Here is a 16,264-nt window from a genome sequence, read left to right as displayed (position 1 = left end):
TCGGTTTATAAAAATCAAGGATTGGTCTGTTAGTAAGACTTGCTAGTGAACTATTCCGCCATGTGTGTTTACACCTTTCTTATAATGAAGGGCAGGTGTATCTACACATGGCTTTTTGACTTCTTGAAAGACAGATGGAGGGGAATATGAATATGATGGACGTTAAGTCGGTCAATGTCCGTGTAGACGGAACAGAGATTCAAGCACGAGCAGGTGCCACAATTTTAGATATTTTAAATGAAAATGGGATTGAGTATCCGCAGATCTGCCACGTTCCGGAGGTTGACCCGATTCAAACTTGTGATACTTGTATTGTAGAAGTGGATGGCAAACTGGTTCGTTCATGTTCTACTGTTGCAGAAAACGGAATGTCAATTGACCTTTCGTGCAACCGGGTGAAAGAGGCGCAAACCGAAGCAATGGACCGCCTTCTTGAAAATCATTTGCTATATTGCACGGTTTGCGATAACAACAATGGGAACTGTACGTTGCATAATACAGCGGAAATGATGGGAATCGAGCATCAAAAATACCCTTATACGCCAAAAGAAGATCCATCTTGTGCGGTAGATATGTCTCACCCTTTTTACCGCTATGATCCAAACCAATGCATTGCCTGCGGCCAGTGTGTTGAAGTTTGTCAAAACCTTCAGGTAAATGAAACACTCTCAATCGACTGGGAACGCGAACGTCCTCGTGTGATTTGGGATGAGGGAGTTTCAATTAATGAATCCTCTTGTGTCAGCTGCGGCCAATGTGTCACTGTATGCCCATGCAATGCGCTGATGGAAAAATCAATGCTCGGACAGGCTGGCTTTATGACAGGCATCAAAGAGGATGTCATGGAACCGATGATTGACCTCGTGAAAAACGTTGAGCCTGATTACGGCAGCATTTTTGCTGTTTCTGAAGTTGAGGCGGCTATGCGTGAAACGAGAACGAAAAAAACAAAAACAGTATGTACGTTCTGCGGTGTCGGATGTTCTTTTGAAGTATGGACAAAAGGACGGGATATTTTAAAAATCCAGCCTGTTTCTGACGCTCCTGTTAATGCGATTTCTACATGTGTCAAAGGGAAATTCGGCTGGGATTTCGTCAATTCTGAAGAACGGATCACAAAACCTTTAATCCGTAAAAACGGAGCTTTTGTTGAATCTTCTTGGGAAGAAGCCCTCGACCTTGTCGCAAGCAGATTAGGAACGATTAAAGAGCAGCACGGCAATGGCTCTGTCGGATTTATTTCTTCTTCTAAAATTACGAATGAAGAAAACTATGTTATCCAAAAATTAGCGCGTCAGGTATTTGAGACAAATAACGTCGATAACTGCTCACGCTACTGCCAGTCTCCTGCTACAGACGGATTGTTCCGCACTGTCGGCATGGGCGGTGACGCCGGCACGATTAAAGATATTGCCAAAGCCGGTCTTGTTATTATTGTTGGCGCCAATCCGGCGGAAGGACACCCTGTGCTTGCCACTCGTGTCAAACGGGCTCACAAGCTCAACGGTCAAAAACTGATTGTTGCCGATTTGCGTAAAAACGAAATGGCTGAGCGGTCTGATTTGTTCATCAGCCCTCAACAAGGCACAGACCAAGTTTGGCTGATGGCTGTGACGAAATATATGATTGACCAAGGCTGGCACGATCAGGCATTTATTGATGAAAACGTGAATTTCTTTGAAGATTATAAAGAGACGCTTCAAACGTATACACTTGAATATGCAGAACGCGTCACAGGTCTTTCAAAAGAAAACATGATTGAAATTGCTGAAATGATTCGTGATGCTGACGGCACTTGTGTCCTTTGGGGAATGGGTGTCACACAAAATACAGGCGGTTCTGATACATCAGCAGCGATTTCAAACCTGCTTCTCGCTACAGGCAACTATCGCCGTCCCGGTGCAGGCGCTTATCCTTTGCGCGGTCATAATAACGTCCAAGGCGCTTGTGATATGGGTACACTGCCAGGCTGGCTGCCGGGATATCAGCATATTACAGATGACAATGCCCGTGCAAAATTTGAAAAGGCATATGGTGTCACAATTGACGGTAAGCCTGGTTTAGATAATATTCAAATGCTTCATTCCATTGAAGATGGTGACATGAAAGCAATGTACCTTGTCGGTGAAGATATGGCGCTTGTCGATTCAAACGCAAACCGTGTGCATGATATTTTATCAAGCCTTGATTTCTTTGTCGTTCAGGACATCTTCATGTCAAGAACAGCTCAATATGCCGATGTCATCTTGCCTGCCACTCCTTCGCTTGAAAAAGACGGGACATTTACAAATACAGAACGCCGCGTGCAGCGATTGTATCAGGCGCTCCCAACGCTTGGTGATGCGAAACCGGACTGGTGGATTATCCAAGAGGTGGCGAACCGTTTAGGAGCGAACTGGAATTACAGTCATCCAAGTGACATTTTCTCAGAAATGGCAAGCCTTTCTCCTCTGTTTGCTCAAGCAAGCTATGAGGTGCTTGAAGGCTGGAACACCTTCCTATGGGGCAGCTTCACAGGCGAAAGCACACCTCTTCTATATGAAGACGGATTTAATTTCCCTGACAAAAAAGCTCGCTTTGCCCTTAATGATTGGACTGAGCCAGCGTTCTTCCCAGAAGAATATGACCTTCATATCAATAACGGCCGGATGCTGGAGCACTTCCATGAAGGAAACATGACAAATAAATCGAAAGGCATTCAAGCCAAAGTACCGAACGTATTTGTTGAAATCTCACCTGAGCTTGCAGAGGAGCGAGGAATTTGTGACGGTTCGTTTGTCCGTCTCGTGTCTCCGTTCGGGGCAGTCAAATTAAACGCGCTGATCACAGACCGTGTGCGAAAAAATGAACTCTATCTGCCGATGAATTCAACAGACAAGGAGTCAGCGATTAACTTCCTGACAGGTCCTGCGGCTGATACACGGACACATACGCCTGCTTACAAACAGACAAAAGTTCGCATGGAGGTGCTTGGAGGCTGTGAAACAGCGCCGCTTCCGAAAACAAATCCGCGCAACAAAAAACGCCACCCGCAAAACGGGGTTGAAGCAGAAAGAAAATGGAACCGACCAGGCTATGTCCATCTGACCGATTAAACGAAAGGAGGAGAACAAATGGCAGCTCCGATTACAACGATCAAAAAAGAAACAAAAACAGCAGAACAAATCAAACTTGAAAAATTAGAAGAACTGAAAGAATTGCTGGCGGAAAATGAAGATGCCGTCTCTAAAACGATGACGGTAATGAATGAGCTCAATGAGCTTGGCATTTTTGATGCTGCAGCAAGCATGCTGAGAGCGAAGGAAGACATCGCAAAGATTGCACTTGGCCAAGTTTCGCGCGAGCCTGTCACCAATCTCATCAACACGATGATGGCCGCCGGAAGCGCATTGACAAAAGCTGATCCTGAATTCACAGGAAAACTTTTAGAAAGCATGATGGCTGGAACTGAACAGGCGCAAAGCTTTTTAAAAGAAGACAAGAAAGTCGGAATTCTTGACCTTTTAAAAGCAATGAACGATCCTGATATCAACAGAGCGGTCGGCTTCGGCCTTCAGTTTTTAAAAGGCATGGGAAAAGAACTGCAAGAGAAATAACTTAAAATCTGCTAGCGTATCATGATTCAACTATTTGCTGATTGATTAAAAAAATCCTTCTTTCGTTCATTGAACGTTTGAAGGATTTTTTTTGCATGGGCTGCCATAAAATGAATGGACAATCCCTAAGCAATTTGTTTCTTTCGTTTGAGGGCAGTTTTTACTTCTGTCTGCAATTATTTCACAATGTATTTCTGTAGATACGCAGCAATTCATATTTTGAAGAAAATCCATGTTTACGCGAAGGAAACCAAATAAATGAGCCACCCTGACAACATCAGAGTCCCCACTTCATTACGTATTTTCAAATTGATAAACCTTTTGAAATCGACCAGCTTCGATCGTACATGTTATTAACACGCGAGACGCTCATACTGGCTATAATGGCCTCGAGAATAATCAGATGCTTTAGTGATGATGGTGATCATGAGGTTTCTCAACCTTGGCCTGACAAAGGATTGCATTGTCATGATTATGTGCTTCGGTTTCCATTTGAATCGTTACATGCGTGATGTCTTTGTGTTCAAGCTTATGTTCAATTTTACGCAAAATACCTTCACTTTCTGAAATGGTCAGCTGCTCATCAACAACAGCGTGGCAAGAAAGAGCGTTTAATCCGCTTGTGATGGACCAGATGTGTAAATCATGTATATTTTGAATTCCCTCTGTCTCCTCAATTGTCAAAATGATGTCATCGACATCTATATTTTTTGGTGTTCCTTCCATTAAGACGTGAATGGAATCTTTGGTGACATTGTAACCGCTTCTTAGAACTAGAATAGCCACAATAACACTAGCAAGTGGGTCTGCCCAGCTCCACCCAAAAAAGATGATAAGTATCGCAGCTAGAATAGCACCTACAGAGCCGAGCACATCGCTTATCACATGTAAATAAGCGCCTCTTATGTTCAAATTATGCTCTGTATTTCCGCCACTCAGCATAATCCATGCGACTAATATATTCACAATTAACCCGATGATACTAATCGTAAGCATGCCGGTTGTTGCTACTTCTGCCGGATGAGAAAAACGCCCGATTGCTTCATAAATGATATATAGGGAAATAAGAATTAATGCCACACCATTTATAACAGCGGCAAGAATCTCAAATCGTTTATAGCCGAAAGTCTGATTGTGACTTGCCTTTTTCTCAGCTAATGTAAAAGCAATCAGGGCAACCATTAATGAGATTGAATCACTTAGCATATGGCCTGCATCTGATAAGAGTGCAAGACTATTTGTTAAAAACCCGCCTATCACTTCTATCACCATATAACCTGTAATAAGGATAAAAGAGAACAATAAAACCTTTTTATTGGATCCTGCAGCATGATTGTGGCTATGGTTGTGGCCCATAAAAAATCTCCTCCTTCAATTAAAGTTCCTTGATGCATGTGCGATTATTATTTCTTATCTGTTATTACACATTCTAACAAGACTCAAACCGATATATATGATCATGTATTCATATAATATAAATGATGATGATAAAAATGTCAAAATGACCCTCATAAAACATTCTCAATTTTCTCACCACTCATTTCAAAACACCATATGTGCAACTATTTAAACAGAAAAAAGAGAAGCAAACACACGCTTTGCTTCTCTGCCTTCATTTTTTATTCGTCAGCTTCCTCTAAACGCTTCTTATAAATCAGTGAACGATCAGCGCAAAAGAAGGCACCGGCTAAAAATACGCAATCCGCTAGAAACATCGTTGATTTCTGGGCTAACGTTAAGCCTTGATCAGGAAGAACTGCGCCTATATATAAAAAAGTGCTGACTGCAAGCAATGTAAAAGCAAAATGCTTATAGTCTTCTTTTAAAGATTTAATTCTAATTTTGTTCAAAAGAATCACCTGCCAGATTCATAGTATACGACTATTATAATATAATCTGGCGGCTTACAGAGAAAGTAATTGTATCCATTTGTTATATATTTTTAAGCGCCCGCTCAATATCGTCCAGTAAATCTTCCGCATCTTCAATTCCTACCGAAATTCTGATCAGCCCGTCTGTAATGCCAAGCTCAATCCGACGCTCTCTCGGTATAGAGGCATGTGTCATTCTTGCCGGAACAGAAATTAAACTTTCTACAGCGCCAAGACTTTCGGCAATGGTAAACAGTTTCAACTTCCCTAAAAATGCATCAACCTGCTTTTCACTGCCGATATCAAAGGAGATCATGCCGCCGAAGCCAGATCCTTGTGTTTTTGCGAGCTCATGTCCGGGATGATTTGAAGAACCAGGGTAATATAACGTTTGAACAGCAGGGTGATTCTCAAGAAAACTTGCGATTTTCCGCGCATTTTGATCGATCGCTTCCATTCTAAGACCCAATGTTTTAATTCCTCTCATCAACAGCCAGGAATCTTGAGGACCGAGCACGCCGCCTGTGGAATTTTGCACAAAATGGAGCTCTTCACCAAGTTCTTTCGAAGCGGTCACAACTAAACCCCCGACGACGTCACTGTGTCCGCCAAGATATTTTGTCGCACTATGAAGCACGATATCAGCTCCTAAAGCAAGCGGCTGCTGAAAATAAGGCGTGTTGAAGGTATTGTCTACGATAAGCAGAACATCCGCTTTTTTGGCAATATCAGACATAAGCGCCAAATCGGTAATTTTGAGCAGCGGATTTGTCGGTGTCTCAATATAGATGGCTTTTGTGTTAGGGCGAATCGCATTTTCAACTTCTTCTCTGCTACTTGTATCGACAAATGTTGACTCAATACCGAGACGATTAAGCACCTTTGTCATCACGCGGTATGTTCCGCCGTACACATCATCAGTCAACACGACATGATCCCCGCTGTTAAACAGCATCATGACCGCGGTAATGGCAGCCATTCCAGAACTGAACGCATAACTCGCTTCCCCGCCTTCCAGCTCTGTCACAAGCGTTTCGAGAGCAGACCTTGTCGGATTCGCCGTTCTGGAATACTCATAGCCGGTATGCTGCCCTGCTTTCGGCTGCTTGTACGTGCTAACTTGATAAATAGGCACAGACACTGCACCTGTTTTCTCATCACCTGTGATTCCCCCGTGAATCATCAAAGTTTTTTTCTTCATATCAGATGCCTCCTTCGTATATGTGTTTACTGATATATCGATCGCTGCTGTCAGGCAATACCGTGACTATATTTGTTCCTGCTGAGGCTTTTTTCGCTTCCTCTAATGCTGCATAAAGCGCTGCACCTGATGAGCTTCCGATCAGCAGACCTTCTTGTTCCGCTGCTTCTTTTACAAGCCTGAACGCATTCTCATCTGTTACGGTGTAAATCTCATCAAAATGGCTCTTATTCATATAATCAGGAATGAACTCCATTCCGATGCCTTCTGTTTTGTGGGCGTATGGCTCTCCTCCATTTAAAATAGACCCCTCTGGTTCGACAATGACCGTTTTGACTGCTGGATTTTTTTCCTTTAAGAAGGAAGCAGTTCCTGCAAATGTGCCTCCTGATCCCGCCCCTGCAACGAACGTATGAATATTGCCGTCAAGCGCTTCCCAAATTTCAGGTCCAAGCGTCTTATAGTAAGTCGATGGATTTACTTGGTTTTTAAATTGCAAAACGCAATAAGAATTGTCAATTTCAGTCTCCAGCTGAATGGCTTTTTGAATGGCTCCCTGCATTCCGTCTTGACGCGGCGTATGAATGATTGATGCGCCAAGCGCCTGCATAATTTGCTGTTTTTCTGTACTGAAATGCTCTGGGACACAAAAAATCGCTTGCAACCCATGTTTTCTGGCACTCAGCGCAAGGCCAATCCCTGTATTTCCTGCCGTAGCTTCGATAATTACGCCGCCTGGCTTCACCTTGCCCGATTCCAACGCGTCACGGATCAGCATATCGCCCAGTCTGTCTTTGATGCTCCCGCCGGGATTCATCATTTCAAGCTTGGCATACACTGTGACGCCTTTTGGAACATCAAAGTTCTTCAAGCGGAGAAGGGGTGTATTTCCAATCAGCTCCGTAATGTCGGTAATAACAGTCATATATGTCCTCCTCCTTGATAGAGGTTGTTTTTAGGGAAAACGGAGGAGAACGCTCCCCCCGTTTTAATGAATTCGTTTGATCACTTTTAACACAAGCTCTGTGGAATTGACAGCCGCCTGCTCTAAAAATTGGTCAAATGATACATGTGATTCTTTTCCTGCGATATCAGATAACGCTCTGATGACGACAAACGGCGTTTTAAATTGATGGCACACTTGAGCCACTGCCGCAGCCTCCATTTCAACCGCGTACAGATCAGAAAATTTCGCACGCACATCTTCAACCCGCTTCGGATCGTTCATAAAAGAATCGCCTGTTGCAATCGTTCCTTTTGCAGCCTGAATGCCGTCAAGTTCAGAAACCGCTTCTTCAGTGATGCCGATCAGCTTTTCGTCTGCCTCATAAGCAGCCGGAAGCCCCGGAACCTGGCCATATTCATAGTCAAAGGCCGTTACATCCACGTCATGGTGGCGAACGTCAGTTGAAATGACGACATCCCCTACATTCAGTGTATGATGAAATCCGCCCGCTGAGCCTGTGTTAATCACATAATCAGGTTTATATCGGTCAAGCAAAAGCGTTGTGCTGATGGCAGCATTTACTTTTCCAATTCCTGATTTTAAAAGAATCACTTCAGTTCCTTCATATTCTCCTGTTGTAAATTCACAGTGTGCGATTGTTTCTGTTTTTGCATTTTTAAGTTTGCTTCTTAAGATCGTAACTTCCTCTTCCATTGCTCCGATGACTGCTAGTTTCATCTATTCACATTCCCTTCACTTTACCGTTTGATCGCCTCCATTATCCACACGAAGTCGTTATGCTGAGTGAATTGGACTGCAAAACTTTCAGCTATAAACATCTCTTTCAATGCATCCAATGTAGGATAATGCTCCGTCTCTAAATCATCTGCCAGCTGATAGAACCCTTGAGAACGAGCTTTATCAATCGCCTGTTGATACGCTGGCACATCTTCAAAGACGGTATCGGCAAACACTATTTTATCATGCAAGCGAAGGTATTTGCCATATTGCTTTATGGCAGCCCGCTTTTCTTCGTCGGTCAAATGATGAAAAGCATATGAACTGACAATTGTGTCAGCCTGAAATGGCGGATCAGGAAATGTCAGGAAGTCTCCGTCCACGATTTCCGCCCTGTCCGAAAGCTTATCAGAAGCTAATTTACGCATTGCAGGAGACGGTTCGATTCCAAATACAGCTTTGCCCGCCTCCAGCAGCTTCACTGTCAAATTCCCCGTCCCCGGGCCAAATTCTAACACATGTGTTCCAGACCTGCGGACAATGACATCAAGGATACTATCATAGCCTCTGAACGCTTCTTTATACTGAATATCAAAACCTTGTACTGTTTGATCATAAGTTGCGGCCCAATCTTCAAAGAGAGGGATAAATTCACGTCCCATAATTATCACACTCCATATTTTATAATTCCTATAAGTATACTATGAATTAATGATGGAACAGTTCCTATCTTACCACATCTTCCAGAAAGCAGATACTAAAACATCTTGTGCATTTTATGCCATCTATGTTGCGTTTTGCCCGGAAAAAAGCTTATACTTCATATGACTTGTGAAAGCTGGAGGGCCGAAATATGAATTTTCAATTGGATCTGATAAAAGACAAAGTGGAGTTTTTCGAAGCGGCTTCATTGCAGGAGCTTGAAAAGAAAATCAATACTCAAATTGAAAACAATAAAGCTATCATGCTCCGGGTGAAATCTGTTTCACACCAAACTGCTGTGGCAGACGAAAGAATATTATACAGCGCGGTCGTTCATTTCGCAGCTGAGGCTTAAAACAAAAGCAGCCGGTTCTCAGCCCGGCTGCTTTTGTTATTTTAATTTCTCTACTTTTGTCGGCTTCCAGCCTTTTTCATCAACCCATGTAATGGTGACCTGATATTTATCACCAGTCGTCTTGTCTAAAATCTTGCCTTTAGCGTCCTGAGGGCTGCCGTTATTTCCGAGCCAGAGCACTGTCATATGATCTGTTGAAACACCTGTTGCATATGACATGGCTTTCAGCATCTCAGCCCAGTCTTTTGAGCTTGAGTCATACGTCGCGACGTGCTCGCCCTTCTGCTCAGTTCCGACCGCTTTCCAGTCAGAGTTTTCATACGTTTTTTCCACATCGCTTGATGAGCCGCCATCTGTTACTTTTGCATCTTTAAGCGGGTCATCTGAATCATCATGTTTAGAAGCATCATCTTTTTTGGAGTCTTCTGAGTCGTCAGAAGACTTCTCAGAATCCTTTTCGCTGTCAGATGGATCTTTCTTGTTGTCTTTTATATCTTCGTCCGATTTCTTTTCAGTCTTGCCTGAAGCCGGAGATTCCTGTTTTTGCGCTGTTTCAGAGTCCTTGCTGACATCTTTGCTGGAAGGACTGTTAATGAAAAGATTCGCTGCTACTACGACGATTAGAATAGATACGATTGCAATTAAAATGTTAAGCACTAAATTAGCTTTCCTGCGCTTATCACGATTTTCATAACGAGATTGATTATTGCTCAATAATTCTGCACTCCTTTATCCCTCTTGGCTCAGCATATATTTTACCATGTACTGAGAAGTTGTTCTATTTCTGATTGATTTCAATTTCGTGTACTTTTTTAACAATATCATAAAATACCGAATTTGTCAGAGCCTTATCCCCTAGTGTATCCATGTGTAAAACGACAAGAGCGTATTTCGGCTTCTCTGCGGGGAAATATCCGGCAAACCATTTTTCATAGAGCGTTTCTTTCTCTTTTGAGAGCTTGCCTGTCTGGGCTGTCCCTGACTTTCCTGCTACAGTATACGGAAGATCCTGAAACCTTCTGCCCGTCCCAGAAGGAGATTCTACCACCCGCCGCAGCATTTTTTGGAGCTGCTGTGCTGTATATTTGTCTATTGTTTCTCCTTTGAGCTTCTGATCTTTAAACGCAACCAGTGTTGTGCCGTTTTTATACTCAATTTGTTCAGCGATTTTCACCTGCCGCTTTTCTCCGCCACGAGCAATTGTCGCCATCATATTGGCTACTTCGAGCGGCGTTACCTTTACATTTTTCTGCCCGATCGCTGTTTGCGCAATGGCTTTCTTAACTGATTTGTCCTTTTCATCCCCCCAAATCTCGCCGCTTTTTTCGTTATACAATTGACGGAAATCTGTTTCGTGATACAGTTTTCCTTCCCAGCCTGCCCGATCCGTGAGAGACAGCTTTTCAGACATGTCTTCAATAACTGAGCTGTCTTTTTCCATTAATTGTTCTGCAAGACTCGTAAATGTGTAATTACAGCTTTGGGCAAAACTTTCATCAAAAGACAAGGTCCCTTTGTTGTCGCCCGGTTCCCCGTACAGGTTTACATTGCAATTAAAGGTTTGGCTAGGCTTCACCGCATTATTTTCAATCGCAGCTGCGGCAATGACTGTTTTAAAAACAGAACCGGGATAGATTGGCGTCAGCATATAATGTTGAAGCGTATTTTGCTGTGAGACATCTGCATCAGGTTTGCTCACAATCCCCAAAACACTGCTATTTTCGATGTCCAGCAGCACAGCTCCGCCTTTTTTCAGCCCCTGTTTATTCAATACCTTCTCTATCGCTTTTTGAATGTTTTGATCAATTGTTGTTTTAATCTGGAGCGGATAAAAAGTATTGGCTTCAGCTGTATATTTGACGTCCATGCCAAACAAAGGGTTTCCTTTTCCGTCTACATGATATAAAAGCTTTGTGTCTTGTTCCGGAAGCAAAAACTCATCAAATGACCGTTCTAAACCAGTTGTTCCGATTTTTGTTGTGATCGGAAGGTTCTTCTTATCAGGATATTTTCTGCGGAGAAGCACCGGATCTTGATTTGTGCTCCCGATCGTATGTGAAGCAAGGCTGGGCTTGTCTTCATTCTCCATATATACGCCGTAAATCCCGGGATATTTCAAAGAATTGATTTTTGTAATAGATTGTTTTGAAAGTGTTTTGATTTTCCTTTGTTGCAAAATGACCGGTTTCTTTGCCTTTACTAGTGTCTTATGCAATTGATCCTCAGACATACCGAGGATATTCGCAACTTTTTCGATCGGCCAATCCTGGGTCAGCAGAAAAGGAAACAACACAACTGCAGGCTCACTTTTGCCTGTCAGCGCTTGTCCGTTTCGATCTAAAAAGGATCCTCTTCCGTCAGAAATGAGCACCTCCTCTGTCCGCTGTTTCACACTTTCTTGAATCAAATTGATTTTCTTTTTAGAAAATGATTCGGTGAAAAACAGCTGGATTTCCGCCAGCCGCAACAGAAGAAGAAAAAACACAACCAAAAAAGCAATGACTGCCAGCTTCATTCGTTTCGATATCTTCATAAAAAAGCACCTCCCCCACATTGTGGACGAGGTGCTTCTTTGCTAAACGGATGTTAGGAAATTTTCACAATTTTCACGAGCATTTCTCCGCCCGGTGTTTGAACTGTGACTTCATCTTCAACTTTTTTGCCCAGCAGGCTTTTGGCAATCGGTGAATCGTTTGAAATTTTTCCTTCAAACGGATCAGCTTCAGCGCTTCCCACGATTGTATATGATTCTTCGTCACCGTCAGGCAGTTCCACGAAAGTGACCGTTTTACCTAAACCGACAACGTTAGATCCGCCATCATCTTCAATGATTTTCGCATTGCGGATCATATTTTCAAGAGTTGTGACACGACCCTCTACAAATGCCTGCTCTTCTTTCGCTGAATCGTATTCAGAGTTCTCGGAAAGATCCCCGAAACTTCTTGCGATTTTGATGCGTTCTACTACTTCTTTTCGTTTAACCGTTTTCAAATATTCTAATTCTTGTTCAAGTTTTTGTTTTCCTTCTTCAGTCATAGGAAAAACTTTTTCTTGTGCCATGTCCCTTCACTCCTTCTGGTTGTCCCTCACCATCTTCGATTATGTATGAGAGCATAAACTAAAAATACAAGAATGAGAACACAGGGCAGTCCTCGTTCTTCTCTCCCATATAGGTACTGTTTATCTTAAACTGAATCTTGTCTTACTGCAAATATTTTGCGCTTATAAACAGGGAAAGAAGGGAATTCACACATCCCCTTCCTGCCTATACATAATATGGTCAGAGTTATTTATGTCTATGCTATGGTATTACAAAATCGCATTTTGTTCAAGAATGGTTTGGATTTTCGTGACCATTAGATCAATTGCGACGTGATTTTGTCCGCCTTCTGGAATAATAATATCCGCGTATCGTTTCGTCGGCTCGACAAATTGGTTATGCATCGGACGGACAACGGACACGTATTGTTCAATGACAGAATCAATAGAGCGGCCGCGCTCATTAATGTCTCTCATAATCCGTCTGATGATACGCAAGTCAGCGTCTGTATCAACGTAAAGCTTGATATCCATCAGATCACGGAGTCTTTTGTCTTCAAGAACTAGTATACCTTCAAGGATAATAACATCCTTTGGCTCTACATGAATCGTTTCTTCTGAACGTGTGTGAAGCTTATAATCGTAAATCGGCTTTTCGATCGGGCGGTAATTCAACAGATCCTGAATATGCTCAATTAAATAGTCATTATCAAACGCAAGCGGATGATCATAGTTTGTGTTCAGTCTTTCTTCAAATGGAAGATGACTTTGGTCTTTATAATAAAGGTCTTGCTGGATCATTAAAATCGAGTGCCCCTTAAATTGTTCATAAATGGAACGTGTGACACTCGTTTTTCCTGAACCGGAACCTCCCGCGATTCCAATGACTACTGGACTCTTACCCATGGGCTATTACTTCCCCTTTCTCATCATGTTGCTCGGATAAATCTTTTTGTCTAGTTTGAATTTGACAATTTGCAGGGGATGGCGGGCAGCATCAAGCTCATTTCCGTCTTCGTCCCAAATGGTTTCGATTGTATGTGTAAAGTTTTCAATTTCAGGACCGAAAAATTCCACTTCGTCGCCTTTTTTGAAGAAATTGCGCTGCTGAAGCGTGACCATTTGTGTGTCTTCATCATAATTGAGCACTAAGCCGACAAAATCAAACGTCGTTTTTTTGGCGTGCTCGCCAAACATTTGCTCTTCATAGCCTGGCGTTCCTTCAAAGAAAGCTGTCGCAGTGTCACGATTGGCACACTTATCAAGCTCTTCAAGCCATTCTTTTTGAATCACAAAGTTTTCTGGATCAGCGCAATAAGCATCAATAACTTTACGGTATACACTAACAACTGTTGCTATATAATGAATTGATTTCATGCGTCCTTCAATCTTTAAGCTGTCGATGCCCATTTCGATCATTTTCGGAATGGATTCAATCAGCTTCAAATCCTTCGGGCTCATCGCAAATGGTGCATCTTCTTCATCATACAAAGCAACGGCGTTGGCACCGTCTGTTTGATAGAGGTCATAATCCCAGCGGCATGACTGGCAGCAGCCTCCGCGATTGGAATCCCGTGCTGTCATGTGATTGCTCAGCACGCAGCGGCCGGAATATGCGATACACATCGCGCCATGAATAAAGGATTCGATTTCAATATCTACTTTTTCTTTCATTTCTTTGATTTCCAGACCGCTTGTTTCACGTGCCAGCACGACGCGGTCAAGACCTTCTTCCTTCCAGAACTGGACAGCCTTCCAGTTCGAAAGAGACTGCTGTGTGCTCAAGTGAACCTCAACATTCGGCGCCACTCTGCGGCATGTTTCGATAATCAGCGGATCTGCCACAATGATGCCGGCAACGTTGGCATCTCCAAGCGCTTTTAAATAGTCTTCAAGCCCGTCCATGTTTTCATTATGAGCGAAAATATTTGTCGTTACGTAGATCTTCGCGCCATATTGTTTCGCGAATTCCACGCCTTCTGCAATTTCTTCGATCGTAAAGTTATCGGCATTTGAACGGAGCCCATATTCCTGTCCTCCGATAAAGACCGCATCTGCTCCGTAATGAACAGCAATTTTCAGCTTTTCAAGATTGCCCGCGGGTGCGAGAAGCTCGGGCTTTTTCGTAATCACACGCTTACCATTGACGATTGTAGATATTTTATCATTTACGGCAGTCATAGCTTAACCTCCTTTTGATTAATAAACCGTTTCTTTGAAGAAGAATCCGGTATCGATTTTTCTGTTAACTGGCTGGATGCTTTCAATGCGTTCTACCCAGTCTTCTTTTTTCTCTTCGTATTCGTCACGGTTTTCCGCACACAGATCAATGGCTTCTCTGTACATTTTGGTGACTTCTATTAGGTATTCAGGCGTTTTCAAGACACCGTCGATTTTGAAAGAATCAATGCCTGCATCTATTAAGTCTTCTAGCTCATCAATGATGCACACATCGTTCGGACTCATGATGTGCGTGCCGTTTTCATCTTCGAAAATCGGATATTTGTTATCACGTTCTTTATCGTGCAAAAACATACCCGATTCTTTTTTCTTTCCTTCAAGATTCATGACTTTTCCTTGATATTCAAAATAGTTTCCAATCAAAGAACGCTTTGATTGGAACATGCACGTCATGCCATGCACATGGATTTCAATCTCAACTTCAGCGTTTTCTTTAATCTCCACAATGCTGTCCATGTTTAACTCTCTGGCAAGCACAGAACGCGCCGCGCCTTTACGCCCCCAGTAGTTGCATGTATAGTAGTTGGTGCCTGTTGTCTCTGTGCTCCAATGAAGCTTCAGGTCAGGCGCAGATTCACGGGCAGCCATAAGCACAGCAGGATCACCGAATACCGCGGCATCGACACCGGTTTCCGCTAAGAAAGCCAGATATTCGCCAAGCTCGCTCACTTTATCGTTATGGAAAATGGCATTTACAGCAACGTATACCTTTGCCCCTTCTTTGTGAGCAATCTCTACAGCTTTTGTTACATCTTCACGAGAAAATTCTCCGGCTAATCTCAAGCCATATCTCTGTTCCCCAACTAAAAACGCAGTTGCCCCCGCCTGTATCAGCGGTAAAATGTCTGCTGTACTCGTCGGCGTTACTAAGAGCTCTGGTTTTTTCATGACGTTCACCTCTTCTTTTTACTAATCGCAAGTCCGTCCCCGACAGGAATAATCGCAGTTTGATAATCCGGATGATTCATCAGCCAGTGATTATATTCATCAATTTTTGTTATCAGTCTGCGCCTTCTTTTCGGTTCTATTTTGCTGTAATCCTGTGCCACCAGACCTTTAAACAGCACGTTGTCTGTTATAATCATCCCGTCCGGTGAAAGCATCGGTTCATATAAATGAAAAAAGTTTTGATACTGACCTTTTGCAGCGTCAATAAAAATAACATCATAAGGCGCGGTTACTTGAACGGCGCCGGCTAATTCAAGCGCATCTCCATAAAAAACATGAATTCGCCCATCAAGCTGAAACTCCTTGATATTGTTTACCGCTTCTTCATGCCGCTTCTCATTGCGTTCAATTGTATATATGTCAGCAGATGACAGCTCCAGTGCCATTCGAATGGCGGAATAACCAATGGCCGTTCCGATTTCTAATATTTTTTTCGGCTGTTTTACAGCTAAAATTTGAAGCAGCACCTCCATACCCGCTTTTTCCATGATCGGGACATGATGTTCTTCTGCATATGCTTCAAGTTTTTTCACGTTTTCCGGCCGAGGCTTCAATAAGGCTTCTATATAGTCATTTATTTGTTCATAGCGGTCCGTCACGACAAACAGCCTCCCGTTTTCTAAAAAG

General features: G+C 42.9%; 16 protein-coding genes. 3 read left to right on the top strand and 13 right to left on the bottom strand.

Annotated features, from left to right (window positions below; translation table 11 throughout):
* The first annotated feature begins 152 nt into the window (after positions 1-152).
* Both fdhF and BTW01_RS07015 read left to right on the top strand, forming a co-directional pair.
* Positions 153-3,095 (top strand): formate dehydrogenase subunit alpha, encoded by a 2,943-nt coding sequence (gene fdhF / locus BTW01_RS07020; protein WP_162102305.1) that lies wholly within the window; start codon positions 153-155, stop codon positions 3,093-3,095.
* An 18-nt stretch (positions 3,096-3,113) separates the two neighbouring features.
* Positions 3,114-3,596: a DUF1641 domain-containing protein gene (locus BTW01_RS07015; protein ID WP_162102304.1), complete on the top strand. Its 483-nt coding sequence runs from the start codon at positions 3,114-3,116 to the stop codon at positions 3,594-3,596.
* Between the two features lie 408 nt (positions 3,597-4,004).
* Here BTW01_RS07015 and BTW01_RS07010 read toward each other — a convergent pair whose 3' ends face one another.
* From BTW01_RS07010 to BTW01_RS06985, 6 genes are all read right to left on the bottom strand, one after another.
* Complete coding sequence (locus BTW01_RS07010) at positions 4,005-4,952, bottom strand: cation diffusion facilitator family transporter (RefSeq protein ID WP_162102303.1); 948 nt, start codon at positions 4,950-4,952, stop codon at positions 4,005-4,007.
* A gap of 263 nt (positions 4,953-5,215) precedes the next feature.
* The gene (locus tag BTW01_RS07005; protein WP_162102302.1) at positions 5,216-5,446 is read right to left on the bottom strand and encodes a YrhC family protein; all 231 of its coding nucleotides are present in this window, start codon (positions 5,444-5,446) and stop codon (positions 5,216-5,218) included.
* 82 nt (positions 5,447-5,528) lie between these two features.
* Positions 5,529-6,668 carry a bifunctional cystathionine gamma-lyase/homocysteine desulfhydrase gene (locus BTW01_RS07000; protein WP_162102301.1) on the bottom strand — a complete coding sequence of 380 codons (1,140 nt, stop codon included), beginning with the start codon at positions 6,666-6,668 and terminating at the stop codon, positions 5,529-5,531.
* A gap of 1 nt (position 6,669) precedes the next feature.
* Complete coding sequence (locus BTW01_RS06995) at positions 6,670-7,593, bottom strand: O-acetylserine dependent cystathionine beta-synthase (protein ID WP_162102300.1); 924 nt, start codon at positions 7,591-7,593, stop codon at positions 6,670-6,672.
* Positions 7,594-7,656: 63 nt separating this feature from the next.
* Positions 7,657-8,352 (bottom strand): 5'-methylthioadenosine/S-adenosylhomocysteine nucleosidase, encoded by a 696-nt coding sequence (mtnN, locus tag BTW01_RS06990; protein ID WP_162102299.1) that lies wholly within the window; start codon positions 8,350-8,352, stop codon positions 7,657-7,659.
* A gap of 20 nt (positions 8,353-8,372) precedes the next feature.
* Positions 8,373-9,014, bottom strand: a complete 642-nt coding sequence (locus BTW01_RS06985; RefSeq protein WP_162102298.1) for a class I SAM-dependent methyltransferase — start codon at positions 9,012-9,014, stop codon at positions 8,373-8,375.
* A gap of 191 nt (positions 9,015-9,205) precedes the next feature.
* On the opposite strand from BTW01_RS06985, the gene BTW01_RS06980 reads away from it, so the two are divergent.
* Positions 9,206-9,409, top strand: a complete 204-nt coding sequence (locus BTW01_RS06980) for a YrzA family protein (RefSeq protein WP_010327860.1) — start codon at positions 9,206-9,208, stop codon at positions 9,407-9,409.
* Positions 9,410-9,445: 36 nt separating this feature from the next.
* Here the strand turns inward: BTW01_RS06980 and BTW01_RS06975 are convergent, their stop codons facing one another.
* The 7 genes from BTW01_RS06975 to BTW01_RS06945 form a co-directional block, all read right to left on the bottom strand.
* The gene (locus BTW01_RS06975) at positions 9,446-10,123 is read right to left on the bottom strand and encodes a YrrS family protein (RefSeq protein WP_162102297.1); all 678 of its coding nucleotides are present in this window, start codon (positions 10,121-10,123) and stop codon (positions 9,446-9,448) included.
* Positions 10,124-10,187: 64 nt separating this feature from the next.
* Positions 10,188-11,942, bottom strand: coding sequence for a peptidoglycan D,D-transpeptidase FtsI family protein (locus BTW01_RS06970; RefSeq protein WP_162102296.1), 1,755 nt, complete (start codon positions 11,940-11,942; stop codon positions 10,188-10,190).
* A 53-nt stretch (positions 11,943-11,995) separates the two neighbouring features.
* Complete coding sequence (gene greA / locus BTW01_RS06965) at positions 11,996-12,469, bottom strand: transcription elongation factor GreA (RefSeq protein ID WP_162102295.1); 474 nt, start codon at positions 12,467-12,469, stop codon at positions 11,996-11,998.
* Positions 12,470-12,718: 249 nt separating this feature from the next.
* On the bottom strand, positions 12,719-13,354 hold the full coding sequence (gene udk / locus BTW01_RS06960) for a uridine kinase (RefSeq protein WP_162102294.1): 636 nt from the start codon (positions 13,352-13,354) through the stop codon (positions 12,719-12,721).
* Between the two features lie 6 nt (positions 13,355-13,360).
* Positions 13,361-14,629, bottom strand: coding sequence for a peptidase U32 family protein (locus BTW01_RS06955; RefSeq protein WP_162102293.1), 1,269 nt, complete (start codon positions 14,627-14,629; stop codon positions 13,361-13,363).
* Between the two features lie 18 nt (positions 14,630-14,647).
* Positions 14,648-15,577, bottom strand: a complete 930-nt coding sequence (locus tag BTW01_RS06950; RefSeq protein WP_162102292.1) for a peptidase U32 family protein — start codon at positions 15,575-15,577, stop codon at positions 14,648-14,650.
* 5 nt (positions 15,578-15,582) lie between these two features.
* Positions 15,583-16,236, bottom strand: a complete 654-nt coding sequence (locus tag BTW01_RS06945) for an O-methyltransferase (protein ID WP_162102291.1) — start codon at positions 16,234-16,236, stop codon at positions 15,583-15,585.
* Positions 16,237-16,264 lie beyond the last annotated feature (28 nt).

Source organism: Bacillus sp. SKDU12, from assembly GCF_010093085.1.
In the GTDB taxonomy this organism is placed as follows: domain Bacteria; phylum Bacillota; class Bacilli; order Bacillales; family Bacillaceae; genus Bacillus; species Bacillus mexicanus.
The sequence above is the reverse complement of the archived record's forward strand: the minus strand, read 5'-3'. Positions and strand labels throughout refer to the sequence as shown.